General features: G+C 73.2%; 14 protein-coding genes, 3 tRNA genes and 1 pseudogene. 11 read left to right on the forward strand and 7 right to left on the reverse strand.

Annotation, left to right across the window (positions count from 1 at the left end; genetic code table 11):
* Window positions 1-45 precede the first annotated feature (45 nt).
* Window positions 46-648, reverse strand: coding sequence for a TetR/AcrR family transcriptional regulator (locus tag QTQ03_RS00520; RefSeq protein ID WP_289276197.1), 603 nt, complete (start codon window positions 646-648; stop codon window positions 46-48).
* Between the two features lie 241 nt (window positions 649-889).
* Here QTQ03_RS00520 and QTQ03_RS00525 point away from each other — a divergent pair.
* The 3 genes from QTQ03_RS00525 to QTQ03_RS00535 all read left to right on the forward strand — a co-directional run bounded on the left by QTQ03_RS00525 (window position 890) and on the right by QTQ03_RS00535 (window position 1,154).
* Window positions 890-962: transfer RNA gene (locus QTQ03_RS00525), tRNA-Gly, on the forward strand.
* Window positions 963-996: 34 nt separating this feature from the next.
* Window positions 997-1,067, forward strand: a tRNA-Cys gene (locus QTQ03_RS00530).
* 12 nt (window positions 1,068-1,079) lie between these two features.
* Window positions 1,080-1,154, forward strand: a tRNA-Val gene (locus QTQ03_RS00535).
* Window positions 1,155-1,294: 140 nt separating this feature from the next.
* On the opposite strand, the gene QTQ03_RS00540 is transcribed toward QTQ03_RS00535, so the two are convergent.
* From QTQ03_RS00540 to QTQ03_RS30155, 4 genes and pseudogenes are all read right to left on the reverse strand, one after another.
* On the reverse strand, window positions 1,295-2,170 hold the full coding sequence (locus tag QTQ03_RS00540) for an NAD(P)-dependent oxidoreductase (RefSeq protein WP_289276198.1): 876 nt from the start codon (window positions 2,168-2,170) through the stop codon (window positions 1,295-1,297).
* Between the two features lie 49 nt (window positions 2,171-2,219).
* The gene (locus tag QTQ03_RS00545; protein ID WP_289276199.1) at window positions 2,220-2,672 is read right to left on the reverse strand and encodes an anthrone oxygenase family protein; all 453 of its coding nucleotides are present in this window, start codon (window positions 2,670-2,672) and stop codon (window positions 2,220-2,222) included.
* A complete protein-coding gene (locus tag QTQ03_RS00550) occupies window positions 2,669-3,022 on the reverse strand; it encodes a hypothetical protein (RefSeq protein ID WP_289276200.1) in 354 nt (117 codons plus the stop codon). Before QTQ03_RS00550 ends, QTQ03_RS00545 begins: the two co-directional genes overlap by 4 nt.
* Before the next feature lie 23 nt (window positions 3,023-3,045).
* Window positions 3,046-3,534: pseudogene (locus QTQ03_RS30155) on the reverse strand (LLM class flavin-dependent oxidoreductase); the annotation flags it as partial.
* A gap of 199 nt (window positions 3,535-3,733) precedes the next feature.
* Between QTQ03_RS30155 and QTQ03_RS00555 the strand changes: the two are divergent.
* The 4 genes from QTQ03_RS00555 to QTQ03_RS00570 all read left to right on the forward strand — a co-directional run bounded on the left by QTQ03_RS00555 (window position 3,734) and on the right by QTQ03_RS00570 (window position 7,318).
* Window positions 3,734-4,882: a nucleotide disphospho-sugar-binding domain-containing protein gene (locus tag QTQ03_RS00555; RefSeq protein WP_289276201.1), complete on the forward strand. Its 1,149-nt coding sequence runs from the start codon at window positions 3,734-3,736 to the stop codon at window positions 4,880-4,882.
* 107 nt (window positions 4,883-4,989) lie between these two features.
* Window positions 4,990-6,336 (forward strand): acyl carrier protein, encoded by a 1,347-nt coding sequence (locus QTQ03_RS00560; protein WP_289276202.1) that lies wholly within the window; start codon window positions 4,990-4,992, stop codon window positions 6,334-6,336.
* Complete coding sequence (locus tag QTQ03_RS00565) at window positions 6,314-6,970, forward strand: helix-turn-helix transcriptional regulator (RefSeq protein WP_289276203.1); 657 nt, start codon at window positions 6,314-6,316, stop codon at window positions 6,968-6,970. Before QTQ03_RS00560 ends, QTQ03_RS00565 begins: the two co-directional genes overlap by 23 nt.
* Window positions 6,971-7,168: 198 nt before the next feature.
* A complete protein-coding gene (locus QTQ03_RS00570) occupies window positions 7,169-7,318 on the forward strand; it encodes a hypothetical protein (protein ID WP_289276204.1) in 150 nt (49 codons plus the stop codon).
* 146 nt (window positions 7,319-7,464) lie between these two features.
* Here the strand turns inward: QTQ03_RS00570 and QTQ03_RS00575 are convergent, their stop codons facing one another.
* Together QTQ03_RS00575 and QTQ03_RS00580 are read right to left on the reverse strand one after the other, a co-directional pair.
* Window positions 7,465-8,529 (reverse strand): beta-ketoacyl synthase N-terminal-like domain-containing protein, encoded by a 1,065-nt coding sequence (locus QTQ03_RS00575; protein ID WP_289276205.1) that lies wholly within the window; start codon window positions 8,527-8,529, stop codon window positions 7,465-7,467.
* The gene (locus QTQ03_RS00580; RefSeq protein WP_289276206.1) at window positions 8,526-9,845 is read right to left on the reverse strand and encodes a beta-ketoacyl-[acyl-carrier-protein] synthase family protein; all 1,320 of its coding nucleotides are present in this window, start codon (window positions 9,843-9,845) and stop codon (window positions 8,526-8,528) included. Before QTQ03_RS00580 ends, QTQ03_RS00575 begins: the two co-directional genes overlap by 4 nt.
* A 242-nt stretch (window positions 9,846-10,087) precedes the next feature.
* Between QTQ03_RS00580 and QTQ03_RS00585 the strand changes: the two genes are divergently transcribed.
* From QTQ03_RS00585 to QTQ03_RS00600, 4 genes are read left to right on the forward strand one after another with little or no spacing between them, the layout of a single operon-like run.
* A complete protein-coding gene (locus QTQ03_RS00585) occupies window positions 10,088-10,414 on the forward strand; it encodes a TcmI family type II polyketide cyclase (protein WP_289276207.1) in 327 nt (108 codons plus the stop codon).
* Entirely contained in the window at window positions 10,407-10,862 is a 456-nt protein-coding gene (locus QTQ03_RS00590) for a cupin domain-containing protein (protein WP_289276208.1), read from the forward strand. Before QTQ03_RS00585 ends, QTQ03_RS00590 begins: the two co-directional genes overlap by 8 nt.
* Window positions 10,859-12,136 (forward strand): beta-ketoacyl-[acyl-carrier-protein] synthase family protein, encoded by a 1,278-nt coding sequence (locus QTQ03_RS00595; protein ID WP_289276209.1) that lies wholly within the window; start codon window positions 10,859-10,861, stop codon window positions 12,134-12,136. Before QTQ03_RS00590 ends, QTQ03_RS00595 begins: the two co-directional genes overlap by 4 nt.
* Window positions 12,133-13,353, forward strand: coding sequence for a ketosynthase chain-length factor (locus QTQ03_RS00600; protein ID WP_289276210.1), 1,221 nt, complete (start codon window positions 12,133-12,135; stop codon window positions 13,351-13,353). Before QTQ03_RS00595 ends, QTQ03_RS00600 begins: the two co-directional genes overlap by 4 nt.
* Window positions 13,354-13,404: the final 51 nt, after the last annotated feature.

Consider the following 13,404-nt stretch of genomic DNA (forward strand, 5'->3'; position numbering starts at 1 on the left):
GATTGTCCCGCCCGAGGTGCCGGTGTGAGCCGGTTTCGCAGGCCCTCAGTCCAGCACGACCGGGTCGATTCCCAGCTCCCGTGCGGTGACCAGGCGGACCCATTCGGTGAACTGCCGGCGGGAGATCACCCGGTCGTGCACCGCGAGTTGGACGGCGAGGCCGTCCATCACGGCGCTGATCCGCCAGGCCGCGCCGGCCGGGTCGGCGCACTCGAAGATGCCGTCGCTGACCCCGTCCGCGATCACGGTGGCGAGATCCTGCCGCCAGCGCAGGTCCAGTCGACGGGAGATCTTTTCCAGCTCCGGCGTGCGTAGCGACTCCGCCCAGCCGTCGATCCACATCGACCAGGAGGTCGGACGGCCGGCGGGGGTGTAGAGCTTCACGATCCGCCGTAGCTTGGTCAGCGGTGGGGCGCTGGCGCGCATCACCGCGTTCAGTCGGGCGAGATCCTGCTCGACGGCGTACGCGAACGCCTCGGCGAGCAGCCGGTCCTTCGTGGCGAAGTGGTAAAAGACCAGTGCCTGGCTCACTCCGGCGGCCTGGGCCACGTCCGCGGTGCGGGTATTGGCCAGACCTCGTTCCACGATCACGTCGCAGGCCGTGCGCAGCAGGGCATCCAGGCGGATCTCGGCCGCACGTCTCGTCACGATCGTTACGGTAGACCATCCGCATGGACACGGGTCGTCACCAAAACGGCGCAGACGTCACCGATGACAGTCGGAAATCAGACAGTAGGTGGAAAGTGTCGTAAGTGCGCCGATGGCGGAGTGGCTCCGGGCTCGGCACCGTGAACTCGGGGCCTGACGGCGGACGCGCCGGGACCCGAGTTGGCAACCACTCGCCGGCTCGGCTAGAGTTCTCATCCGTCACCGGGTTAGCCGGGGGCGTGCGGACGTAGCGCAGCTGGTAGCGCATCACCTTGCCAAGGTGAGGGTCGCGGGTTCGAATCCCGTCGTCCGCTCGGAGATGCCGCCACGCATGACGGGGGCAACCTCGGTGGGGTGGCCGAGAGGCGAGGCAACGGCCTGCAAAGCCGTGTACGCGGGTTCAAATCCCGTCCCCACCTCGGCATGGACGAGGGCGATTGGCGCAGTGGGAGCGCGCTTCCTTGACACGGAAGAGGTCACTGGTTCAAACCCAGTATCGCCCACCAGTGAGAACGAGCCCGACACCACACGGTGTCGGGCTCGTCGCCTTCTGCTCGCCGACGCACGCCGGACTTCGAGACTCGTCGTGGCCGTCGTGGCCTGCCGACCGCCACGACGGCATCGGCTGGATCCGCCGTGCGGTCAGTCAGCGGACGGGGGAGCGGGGCTCGGCGACGACCGCGGCGTCCTTGTCGCCGTCCCCGGCACCCACCGCCTCGGTGAACCGGTCGGCCGCGCAGGCCGTCACCGCCAGACCCACACCCCGTGCCTCCGCCTCGTCGACGGCCAGCCGCAGGTCCTTCGCCATCAGGCTCACCCGGAACTGCGGGGGTTCGTAGCTGCGGTTGCGCACCATGTCCGCCCGGAACGCCAGGGTCGGCGAGCTGAACCCGCTCGCGGTGAGGGCGGCGAGGAACCGTTCCCGGTCCAGACCGTTGCTCTCCACGAACGCCACCGCCTCGGCCAGCGCGGCGACCTGGTTGCCGAGGATCAGGTTGAAGGCCAGCTTCAGCGTGCTCGCCGCGCCGACCGGCCCGACGTACCGGACCTCCTGCCCGAGCGTGGCGAGGACGTCGTTGGCCCCCTCCACGGCCGACCGGTCACCGGCGGTGAAGACCCGGAGCCTGCCCGCCCGGGCCATCGGCGGGTTGCCCAGGACGCAGGCCTCGATCCGCCGTACCCCGACCCGCGCCAGCCGCTCGCTGGCCTCGGCCGAGTACGCGGGGGCCAGCGTGGACGTGTCGATGACCAACGTGCCCGGTCGCAAGAAGCCGAGCATCTCCCCGAACAGCACCTGCTCGACGGCGTGCTGGTCGCTGAGACTGAGGACGATGATCCGGGCGTTCGCCACGGCCTCGCCGCTGGAATCCGCCACCCGGGCGCCGGCAGCGGCCAGGGGAGCGGCCTTCGCCGCTGTCCGGTTGTGCACTACGAGGGGGTAGCCGGCGGCGCGTAGGCACCGTGCCATGCCGCCGCCCATGCCGCCCAGCCCGACGAAGGCCAGCTCTCTGTCGTGACTCATCTGCAGTGACCTCTTTCGAAGGATGTCCGTCGATCCGCTGGGGCGACCATCAGGAGGCGGCGATGGCGAGGCTGTTCGCGGCGAAGGCGAGCACGGCCAGGGCGGTGCGCAGCAGGTGCCAGCGCCGCCACCCCGGGCGCGGGTCGATCCAGTCCGCCGGGATGGCCGCCGGGTCGGTCCGGTGCACCCGCCGGTTGATCGGCACATTCCGGAAGTGCGAGACCACCGACACCCCGAGCAGGCATCCGGCGGCGACGACGATCAGTGCCCGGGGTACCACCGCGGTGGTGCGGTACGCCAACCAGAGATCCAGCCCGGTGGTGCTCAGCACGATCAGCGGCATCGTCGGGTCCCAGTTGCGACCCAGCAGGGTGTGCGCCTGCACGTACCGGTCGGGACTCATCGCGGCGAGGGCCGGAACGGTGCTCAACGCCACGGCGAAGAGCACACCGGCCACCGTGCCGCTGCCGAGCAGCACCAGGACGTGCAGCGTCGTGGTCACCGCGCTCGCCCCAGGACCGCCTCGGCGATCAGGTCCGCCTGCGCCGGCTCCGGTACGCACGGAAAGAGGATCAACTCGTCGCAGCCGACCGCGCGGTAGTCGGTGACGAACGTGCGTAGCTGCTGCGCGTCGGTGAGGACGCTCTTGACCGCGATGTCGGCCTTCCAGCCGAGGAAGCCGTAGTAGTCGCGCAGGTACGCGGCGGATCGGTCGGCGGTACCCGGGCCCAGGGCCACATAGGCGATCGCCACCAGGCGGGGCTGCTCGGCCCGCCCGGCCGCCCGCCACGCCTGCCGGGCACGTCCGGCCAACTCGTCGTACCCGCTGGCGGAACTCCCCCGGCGATCCACCCATCGCCGTAGGCGGCGGCCCGCCGCATCGCCGCCGGCGAATGCCCGCCGACCAGCAGCGTCGGGCCTCCCCAGGGGCAGCGGGGGCCGGGCACCAGCGCTTCCGGCCCGCCGTCCCACGACCGCCGCAGTTCCCTCAGGAGCGCATCGAGGCGCCGGCCCCGCTGCTCGTACGGAGTGCCGCAGGCCTCGAAGTCGTCCGGTCGGCCGCCGGCCGCCGCGCCGACCACGAGGCGGCCGCCGGAGAGCCGGTGCAGGCTGGCGAGCTGCTTGGCCAGCAGTGCCCGGTCACCCCGGTAGGCGGCGATCAAGATGCTGGTGGTCAACCTGATCCGGCGGGTCGCTCCGGCCGCGGCCGCCAGCGTCATCAGGGGTTCGTAGCCGTCGTACATCAGTCGGTCCAGCACCCCGAGGGAGGCGAAGCCGTGCTCCTCGGCCCGGCGTGCCCAGGTGAGCAGATCCGCACCGGCGATCCCCGGGATCATCGTCGGCAGCCCGATGCCTAGCTCCATGTCACCCTCTCGCGTCCGGCGGCAAGTGTCCGAACGCAACCCAACAGCAGCCCGCTGGTTGCTCGCTGGCGTCGGGCCCGACCCGCGCGGCCGGCTGGGGTCGGATGCTCGAGCCCGGCTCGACCGGCGCGCTGGGGCGCATGGCCGGGATCGAGCGTTCGTACAGGGCCCGCCCAGCCGGCGGTGCTGCGATGGGCCGATGCGGATCCTCTTCACCTCCTGGGCGTGGCCCTCGCACCTGTACGCGATGGTGCCGCTGGCCTGGGCCTGCCGTACCGCCGGGCACGAGGTGCTGGTAGCCAGCCAGCCGGCGCTGACCGAGGTGGCCCTGCGCACCGGCCTACCGTTCGCCCCGGTCGGCCGGGACGTCGACGCCGAGACGGCGTTCCGCGAGATCGTCGCCACGCCGCCCGGCCACAACGGCGGCGGCCCGCGCGTCCTGAAGCTCTTCGCCGAGGTGGCCGACGCGATGCTGGACGACCTGGTCGGCCTGGCCCGGTCCTGGCGGGCGGACCTGCTGGTGTTCGAGCCGAGCGCCTTCGCTGGGCCGGTCGCCGCGGCCGCGGTGGGCGTGCCGGCGGTCCGGCACCTGTTCGGAACCGACCTGCTGGGCGGCCGCGCGGGGCAGTTCCTGCCGGCTGTGCTCGACCCGCTCGGCACCCGATACGGGTTGACCGGTGTGGACCCGTTCGGTGTGGCCTCGGTCGACCCGTACCCGGCCGGCCTTCAGGCGACGGTCGGCTCCCACCGGCTGCCGATTGGCCAGGTGCCCTTCAACGGTTCCGGTCTCGCGCCCCCGCCGCTGCCCGAATCCGGCGCCCGGCCCCGGGTCTGCGTCACGTGGGGTACGACGATGGGCCGCCTCGGTCCGGACTACCACCTCGCCGGGGCGGTGGTGCGGGCGCTCGCCGGCCCGGCCGTGGAGGTGGTGGTCGCGGTGAGCCCCGACCAGCGCTTCCTGCTCGACCCCGTGCCCGACGGGGTGCATGTGGTCGTCGGCTCGCCGCTGCATCTCGTGCTGCCCGGCTGCGCGGCGGTGGTCGCCCACGGCGGCGCCGGGTCCCTGCTCACCGCCGTGGCGTACGGGCTGCCGCAGGTACTCGTACCCCGGCTACCCGACCACGTGCGGCATTCCGCGCGACTCGTCGGGAGCGGGGCCGGCCTGGTGGTGCCGCCGGCCGACGTCGACGCCGAACCGGCCCCGGTGGCCGCCGCGCTGCGGCGCGTGCTGGACGAGCCCGGGTTCCGCGAGGCGGCCGACCGGTTGCGTCGGGAACTGGTCGCCCAGCCGTCGCCCGCGCGAGTGGTGGCGGAGCTGGAGCGGCTGACGGTTGCCGTGCCCCACTGACGGGGTCGACCGCGGTGCGAGCGGCGGTGGATCCCGCCCTGTGACCCTCGGCGGGCGTCCGGACCGGGACCCGCGACGACGAGTACGAGACGTACGGGAGTGACCGAATGAATCCCACACCCCAGTTCGAGCACGAGTCCTTCGCCCGGCGGCACCGGGGCGGAATGCTGCTGGAACGGCACGGCATCGACCTCTATCCGCACCCGTTCCTCGGGTTCACGCTCGCCCCGGGTCTGCGGTCCGACCTACTGAACACCGACGACGCGGGGTTCCGGCTCTCCGACTCCCCGTACGGCACCGTGGACTCGGCGAGCTGGCTGGCCGCCGGTGGCGGGGGGATCCTGCTCGGCAACTCGGTGGCGCTCGCGCTCGCCGCGTCGTCGGACCGGACGACCGTGGCGTCGTACCTGGCCGGGCTGACCGGGGTGCGGCAGCTCAACCTGGGCCTCTGCGCAGCCGTCTCGCTTCAGGAACTGGTGGCCGCGGTGCCGTTCCTGGAGCTGGCGTCCACCGTGGTCATCGTCGGTGGCGGGCCGGACTTCGTGAACCTGGTGGGTTCGCTGACCCCCGGCACCCAGTACGGCACGGTGTCCTACGAGCGCACGTTCGACGACCTCACCCGGGTCCCACTCTTCGATGTGGCCGCGCTCGCCGCCGGCAAGACGGTGCCCGACCTGGACGCGGTCCGCCGGCGCCACGTCACCACGCCGGACTGGGACCTTGCGCAGGTGCACAACCGGATGGAGGTGGCGGCGGCGCGTCGGCTCCGGGACCTGCGGGTGCTCGCCCGGGCCGTTCCCACCGACGCCCGGGTGCTGTTCTGTCTCCAGCCGCTGGCCTCCACCCGGACCCGCGACATCACTGCGGCGGAGCGGGCGCGCTACGACTTCGACGCACCGGTCTTCGGCATCCTGCACAGCGCCGTCGAGGAGAACTGGAAGGCGTACGCGGATGTGCTCGCCGCCGGCTGCGCCGAGCTGGGCGTGTCGTTCCTGAACCTGGCGGCGGACCGGTTCGTCGGGGATTCGTTCGCTGACACCGTGCACCTCACCGACGCGGGCAACCGGCAGGCGGCGGAGCTGATCCAGGCGGCGCTGGGCGGCGTGGAGGGCTCTGCTGCCGTGCCCCCGTTGCGGGCCGCCGACGCGACCCCGGCGGTCGCCTCCGCACCTGCCGCCGACGCCACGCCCGCCGGGACGGGCGAGGACCGTACGGCGCAGCTGGCGGCTGTCGTGACCGAGATCCTCGAACTCCCTCCCGGGCAGCTCACGTCCGACGGTGACTTCATCAACGACTACGGAGCCGACTCCATGCTGGTCATCGACATCCTGGCCCGGATCGAGGTGGACATGGGGGTCCGCATACCCGACACCGACATCCCGAAGATGACGAGTCTGGCGGCGGTGGTGGCGCTGGTCGAGGAGAACGCCGGTGAGCCGGAAGCGGTCGGCTGAACGGGTGGCGCCCGCGACCGGTTTCGCGCCGTTTCCGGTTCGCCGGCCGGCGGGTCCACAGTGTCAGCGGGTCGACCCGCCGCCGCGGGAGCCGGTCCGGGCCGTCCTCGCTGGGGAGTGGTCCGCAGCCCGGACCGAGGCGCTGCGCGTGTTGCTCACCGTCGTCGACGACCCGGGGACGCCGGTCGACTGGCTGCTCCTCGCGGTCGGCGTGGGCCCGCCCCCCAGGACGCTGCCTTGGCCGGCGCAGCCGCGTCGTCCCCGGGTGGGCGTGGTGGACCCCGGGTGTCGATGGCCGGCGGGTGCGGACAGCGACGTCTACCTCGCCGGTGACGTCGAACCGGGGGAGCTGGTCGCCGCGCTGCGGCTGGCCGGGACGGGGTTCAGCATCCGCCGGGTTGCGACGTCGGCCGGGCTTCCGGCCGGGTTGACGGGCCGGGAGGTGGAGCTGCTGCGGGCGCTCTGCGCCGGCCTGGGCAACGACCAGATCGCCCGCCGGCTGCACATCTCCCGCAGCACGGTGGAGTTCCACCTCACCCGCATCTTCCGCAAGCTCGAGGTGTCCAGCCGCGCCGAGGCCATCGTCCGGGCCCTGCGCTACGACCCCGGCCTGGCCGCTGCTGCCCTCCGCTAGGCCGCTGGTGCCCTTCCGGTGGGCTGCTGGTGCCCTTCGCTGGGCTGCTGCTGTCCTCCGTTGGGCCACCGTTCCGCATTCGTTGTCCGGCCTGCCACGGCGACCTGTCGGACGGGGCCCCGGGGCTCGTCGCCGTGCCCGCGTGTGGCGGCGGTGGAGGAAGGAGGGCAGAGAGCGGTATTCCTGACCGGCATAAATATGCCGGTCAGGAATACCGCTCTCCGCCGACTCCTGCTGTCCGGCCGCTACCAGGATCTCGATCCGACCGCCGTCGCTGCCGGTCGCGCCGGCGTGCTCCGCCGGCGGGCACTGGTCGCGACCGAACCGTCCGGCGGCTGGCTTGGCTGAGTGGTGAGGTGCGCGAGGGGCTGTGACGACATCAGGCGTGGTCGCGGGTGCGCTGGCCGAACGGTGGACGCGGGGCTCAGCGGTCGATAGCCGGCCCCCGCTGGCTCCGTGCCGCCTTGCCCCCGCCGGCTTGGTACCGAGGTGGGTCAGCCGACCGGGTGCGGCACCCGGGAGCCAGGCGCCAGGACGGCGGCGGCCACCTGGCCGTCGGGGTCGATCGAGGTGACCAGGGTGACGCCGATCGTGCGCTCCACCTGAGCGTCCACGATCGCACCGGCCACCCCGAACGCCGCCGAGGCGCCGTACGTGTCGCCGATCCGTGCCGCTGGGTCCAGCACCGGCGCGTCGGGCACGATGTCGGCGAGGACCGTGGTCTCGTCGTCGGCGTACCGGCCGGGGGCGGCGGCGCCCCGGACGACCGTGGCGACGTCACCGGCGGCGACGCCGGCCTGCCCCAGAGCCCGGGTCACGGTCCGGTGCAGTGCCGTCCGCCCCTCGTCCGGCTCCGGGAAGAAGCCGGCGGTGAGTGCCAGCGGGGTGGCCAGCACCCGCCGGCCGGCCCGTTCGGCCGTTGCCGCCGTCTCGACCAGGAACACGCAGCAGCCCTCCGCGGGTAGCGGGGTGGCCCGGTCCGCCGCCGACTCCAGCCGCAGCCGACGCGGGCTGAGCGCCTCGAACGCGCCGGCCAGTACGGCGTCGGCCCGGCCGGCCGCGACCAGCCGGCGGGCGCAACCCAGGGCGGTGAGCCCGGTGGCCCTGCCGGCTGTCACCGTGACGTTCGGGCCACGCAGGTCGAAGCGGATGGCCGCCTGGCTGCTGGTGTAGTTCATGATGCCCGGCGGCATCAGGTTGTGGTCGATGAAGTGCGGCTTCGCGCCGGCCAGCGAGCCGCCGGAGACAGCCAGGTAGGAGTCGAGGCTGGCCAGCGCGCTGCCGAGCACGAGACCGCGCCGGGCGACGGGCACGTCGTCGAGCCGGTACGTGGCGAGCAGGGCGCCGACCGTGCCGACGGCCAGTGCGGACGAGCGTTCCTTGAGCCGGACGCGGCGGTTGGGGGTGAAATCCTCGCCGGTGAGTTCGGGCAGCCGGGCGACCGGCGGATGCTCGCCGCGCGTGGCGGCGGGCCGCGCGGCCCGCCGCCCGGCCGCGAACGCCCCGGTCCCGAGACCGTACGGCGAGACGACCGCAAGGCCGGAGATGACCACGTTCATGCGTCGGTTCCTCCCGCCGAAGGCTGCGGCCCGGGGCCGCGCAGGACCAGGGTCGCGTTGTTGCCGCCGAAGCCGAGCGAGTTGACCAGCGCGGTGCGCACGGCGGCTGGACGGGCGACGTTGGGTACGCAGTCGACCTGGCAGTCCGGGTCGGGCTCACGGAAGTTCACCGTCGGTGGCAGGAACTGGTGCTGCATCGCCAGCAGCGCGGCGATGGCCGTGTGCGCCCCGACGGCACCCATGGTGTGGCCGATCATCGACTTGACCCCGACCACCGGCGGCGGGGGCCGGTCGCCGAGGACGTCCCGAATGGCCCCCACCTCCATCGGGTCGCTGGCGCGGGTGCCGGTGGCGTGGGCGAAGATCACGTCCAGCTCGCCGGCGTCGACGCCGGCGTCGAGCAGGGCTCCCGTCATGCACTCGGCGACCCGCCCCCGCACCGGTGCGGTCGGGTGGTCGGCATCACAGTTGAGGTGCAGGCCGAGCACCTCGGCGAGGATCGGGGCGCCGCGCCGCCGGGCGTGGTCGAGGCCCTCCAGGACCAGCATGGCGGCGCCCTCACCCCACATCGTGCCGTCGCGGTGCCGGTCGAACGGCCGGCACCGCTCGTGGGCCATGGCACCCATCCGGACGAAGCCGGCGAACGCCATCCGGTTCACCGCGTCGGCGCCGCCGCAGATCGCGTACTCGGCGTCGCCGGAGCGAATGGCGTCCACCCCGTAGCTGATCGCGTAGTTGCCCGCGGCGCAGGCGGTGGGGATGGTCAGCGTCTCCACGTCGCGCAGGTCGAGCTCGGCCGCGGCGGCCGTGGCGAGACGGCCGGGCTGGAGCAGCCGGGCGAGGTCACCAGGCGGTACCGTGTCCGGTTCGCGCCGTTCCACCTCCGCGAGCGTGTCGAGGTCCAGCGACTGCCCGCACGTGGTGCCGACCGCGATCAGACCGGCCTCGTCGCGGACCGTGGCGAGGTCGAGGCCGGCGTCTCGGACCGCCATCCGGGACGCCGCCGCGGCGAGAGCCGCCACCTGCCCGCTGCTCTTCGGATCCAGGCGTTCCAGCACCGACGCCGGGTCGAAGTCGGTGACCTCGCAGGCGTGGTCGTGCGGAAAACCGGTGGCGTCCCATTTGCTGATCGGTTTTGCGCCGCACCGGCCGGCCCGCAACCCGGCCAGGTACTCCGCCCGCCCGGATCCAATGCTGGAAACGACGCCGAAACCGGTGACGACGACCCGGCCGGTCGGATCATCGGTCCAATTCTTCCCGCTGCGGTGGGGAGTTCGGGGACTCGTCAACGCGGCCTCCGGAATGGATGGGGACACCGGACCCATTGTCGGCGGCCGGGGCCCGGCCGACCACTGGGGGAATCCCTGGTGGCGGGTCACGGCACTGGGCCCTGCCGGCCAGGTGACGCGACTCGCGGGCTGCGCCGTCGAGCGGCTGTCGAGGCCCGCACGGGACCCTCCGTAGCGGTCCGCCGGTTGCCGGCGGCGTCGAGCAGCGTTCGACCGCACCTGTCGGCGGATGCCGCATCATCGGCGGCAACGACTGAGAGGTGATTGGTGTGCATCGAACGCTGATCGTTGCCCGGATGGCCCCCGAGAAAGCGGACGACGTGGCCACGATATTCGCCAGCTCGGACTCCACCGATCTGCCGCGGATGATCGGCGTCACGCGCCGTACGCTGTTCCGTTTCCACGATCTGTACTTCCATCTGGTGGAGGCCGACGAGGACATCTCGTCCCGGCTGTACCAGGCCCGGAGCCACCCGCTCTACGGGCAGATCAACGAGCAGCTGTCCCACCACATCCGGCCGTACGACCCGAACTGGCGCGAGCCGAAGGACGCCATGGCCGAACCGTTCTATGTCTGGGAGGCCCCCGGTGAGTGAACTCGCGCAGACCCCGACCCGTCCGCTGCGGGTCTCCGCCCGCGAGGTGCCGGCCAACCGGCGGCGCGGCGGGGATATCCGGGTGGTGCTCAGCCCGAGGACGGTCGGGTCCACATCCGGCTTCATGGGCACCCTGACCCTCGCCCCCGACGAGTACGTCACCGAGCACTACCACCCGTACTCGGAGGAGTTCCTGCTCGTCGTGGCCGGCCGGCTGACCGTCCGGGTGCAGGACGCCGGTGAGCTCGATCTCGTCGCCGGCGAGGGACTGCTCGTACCGATCGGCAGGCGTCACCGGGTGTGGAACGCCGGCGCCGAACAGGTGCGGGCGGTGTTCCACCTCAGCCCGCTGGCACCCCGGCCCGAGCTGGGGCACGTCGACACCGAGGAACTGCCGTCCGGTACCGGCGGTGCCCCGGTCCCGGACGTGGGGGGCCCGCGCCGATGACCGGACACCGTCGGGTGGTCGTGACGGGCATCGGTGTGGTGGCGCCCGGAGGCATCGGGACCAAGGCGTACTGGGACCTGCTCACCGCCGGGCGTACCGCCACCCGTCCCATCACCCTCTTCGACGCCACCCACTTCCGGTCCCGGATCGCCGCCGAATGTGACTTCGACCCGGCCGCGCAGGGGTTGAGCCCGCAGGAGATCCGACGGATGGACCGGGCGGCGCAGTTCGCGGTGGTCTCCGCCCGCGAGGCGTGGGCCGACAGCGGTCTGCGGGACGCCGGCGTGCCGCCGGAGCGGACCGGCGTGAGCATCGGCAGCGCGGTCGGCTGCACCACCGGGTTGGAGGAGGAGTACCTGGTGCTCAGCGACGGCGGCCGGCGCTGGCTGGTCGATCCGGCGTACGCGGTGCCACAGCTGTACGGGTACATGGTGCCGAGCACGATGGCCACCGAGGTGGCCTGGACGGTCGGCGCCGAGGGGCCGGTGTCGCTGATCTCCACCGGCTGCACTGCCGGGCTGGACGCGATGGGCAACGGTGCCAGCCTCATCTGGTCCGGGCGCGCCGACGTGGTGGTCGCCGGAGCGACGGACGCCCCGCTGTCGCCGATCACCGCGGCCTGCTTCGACGCGATCAAGGCGACCTCGCCGGACAACGACGAGGCGGCCCACGCGTCCCGTCCGTTCGACGCGAAGCGGCGCGGGTTCGTCCTCGGCGAGGGTGCGGCGGTGCTGGTGCTGGAGGAGTGGGAGGCCGCCCGCCGCCGGGGGGCGCACGTGTACGCGGAGATCGCCGGCTACGCCAGCCGCAGCAACGCGTACCACATGACCGGGTTGAAACCCGACGGGCGGGAGATGGCCGAGGCGATCCGGCAGGCCCTGGCGGCGTCCCGGCTCGACCCGTCCGACATCGACTACATCAACGCGCACGGCTCCGGCACCCGGCAGAACGACCGGCACGAGACCGCCGCGTTCAAACGGGCGCTGGGCGACCGGGCGTACCAGGTGCCCGTCAGCTCGATCAAGTCGATGGTCGGGCACTCGCTCGGCGCGATCGGCTCGATCGAGGTGGCGGCCTGCGCGTTGGCCCTGGAGCAGCAGGTGGTGCCACCAACGGCGAACCTGCACAACCCGGACCCGGAGTGCGACCTGGACTACGTGCCGGTCACCGCCCGGGAGCACCGGATGCGTGGCGTGCTCAGCGTCGGTAGTGGCTTCGGCGGTTTCCAGACCGCGATGGTCATCACCAAGGACCGCGGGGAGGCTCCGCGGTGACCCGGGCAGCCGTGGTGACCGGGATCGGGGTCGCCGCCCCCAACGGGCTGGGCACCGAGGCGTACTGGGCGGCGACGCTCGCCGGCCGCAGCGGCATCGACCGGATCAGCCGTTTCGACCCGGCCGGCTACCCGGTGCGGCTGGCCGGCGAGGTCCGCGGCTTCGACGCCGCCGCGCACGTGCCGAGCCGGCTCATCCCGCAGACCGACAACTGGACCCACCTCGGGCTGACCGCCGCCGCGTGGGCCCTCGCCGACGCCGGCGCCGACCCAGCGGCCTTCCCCGAGTACGAGATGGCCGTCGTCACCGCCAGTTCCTCCGGGGGTACGGAGTTCGGGCAGCGGGAGATCGAGCGGCTCTGGACCAGGGGGCCGTCGTGGGTCGGGGCGTACCAGTCGATCGCCTGGTTCTACGCGGCCACCACCGGCCAGATCTCCATCCGGCACGGAATGCGCGGGCCGTGCGGTGTGGTCTGCACCGAGCAGGCCGGGGCGCTGGACGCCGCCGGGCAGGCCCGGGCGCTCGTCTGGCAGGGGACCCGGCTGGTGGTCACCGGCGGCACCGACGCCTCGCTGTGCCCGTACGGGCTGACCGCGCAGCTCAGCAAGGGCACGTTCAGCGGGGGCGATGACCCGCGGCGGGCATACCTGCCGTTCGACGCCGACGCCGGGGGGCACGTGCCGGGCGAGGGCGGAGCCATGCTCATCGTCGAGGACGCCACCGACGCGCGGCAACGCCGGGCACCGCAGGTGTACGGCGTGATCGCCGGCCAGGCGGCCACCTTCGACCCCAGGCCGGGCTCCGGCCGGGAGCCCGGCCTCCGCCGGGCGATCGAACTGGCCCTGGCCGACGCGGGCGTCGCCGCGGGCGAGGTGGACGTGGTGTTCGCCGACGCGGCGGGGGTGCCCGACGCCGACCGGGCGGAGGCGGCGGCGATCACCGCGGTGTTCGGCCCGGCCGGGGTGCCGGTGACCGCGCCCAAGACGATGACCGGCCGGCTCTACGCCGGCGGCGCCGCGCTGGACCTGGCGTGCGCCCTGCTCGCCCTCCGGGACCAGGTGATCCCACCGACCGTGGGGGTGGGCCGGCTGGCTCCGGGGTGCGACCTGGACCTGGTACGGGACGTGCCCCGCGAGGCGCGACTGCGGGCGGCGCTGGTCGTCGCCCGCGGGTACGGCGGCTTCAACGCGGCCGCGGTCGTCGCCGTGGCGGGTTGATCGAAACGGCCGGCCGGGTGGCGTGACCCGGGCCGGTGTCGAGTGAGGAGA

Source organism: Micromonospora sp. WMMA1363 (assembly GCF_030345795.1).
Classification (GTDB): Bacteria; Actinomycetota; Actinomycetes; order Mycobacteriales; family Micromonosporaceae; genus Micromonospora.

Excerpts from the sequence above, each read along its gene's own strand:
- QTQ03_RS00540 (WP_289276198.1), bottom strand. The coding sequence starts at position 2,170 with ATGAGTCACGACAGAGAGCTGGCCTTCGTCGGGCTGGGCGGCATGGGC.
- QTQ03_RS00555 (WP_289276201.1), top strand. The coding sequence starts at position 3,734 with ATGCGGATCCTCTTCACCTCCTGGGCGTGGCCCTCGCACCTGTACGCG.
- QTQ03_RS00560 (WP_289276202.1), top strand. The coding sequence starts at position 4,990 with ATGAATCCCACACCCCAGTTCGAGCACGAGTCCTTCGCCCGGCGGCAC.
- QTQ03_RS00570 (WP_289276204.1), top strand. The coding sequence starts at position 7,169 with ATGCCGGTCAGGAATACCGCTCTCCGCCGACTCCTGCTGTCCGGCCGC.
- QTQ03_RS00575 (WP_289276205.1), bottom strand. The coding sequence starts at position 8,529 with ATGAACGTGGTCATCTCCGGCCTTGCGGTCGTCTCGCCGTACGGTCTC.
- QTQ03_RS00595 (WP_289276209.1), top strand. The coding sequence starts at position 10,859 with ATGACCGGACACCGTCGGGTGGTCGTGACGGGCATCGGTGTGGTGGCG.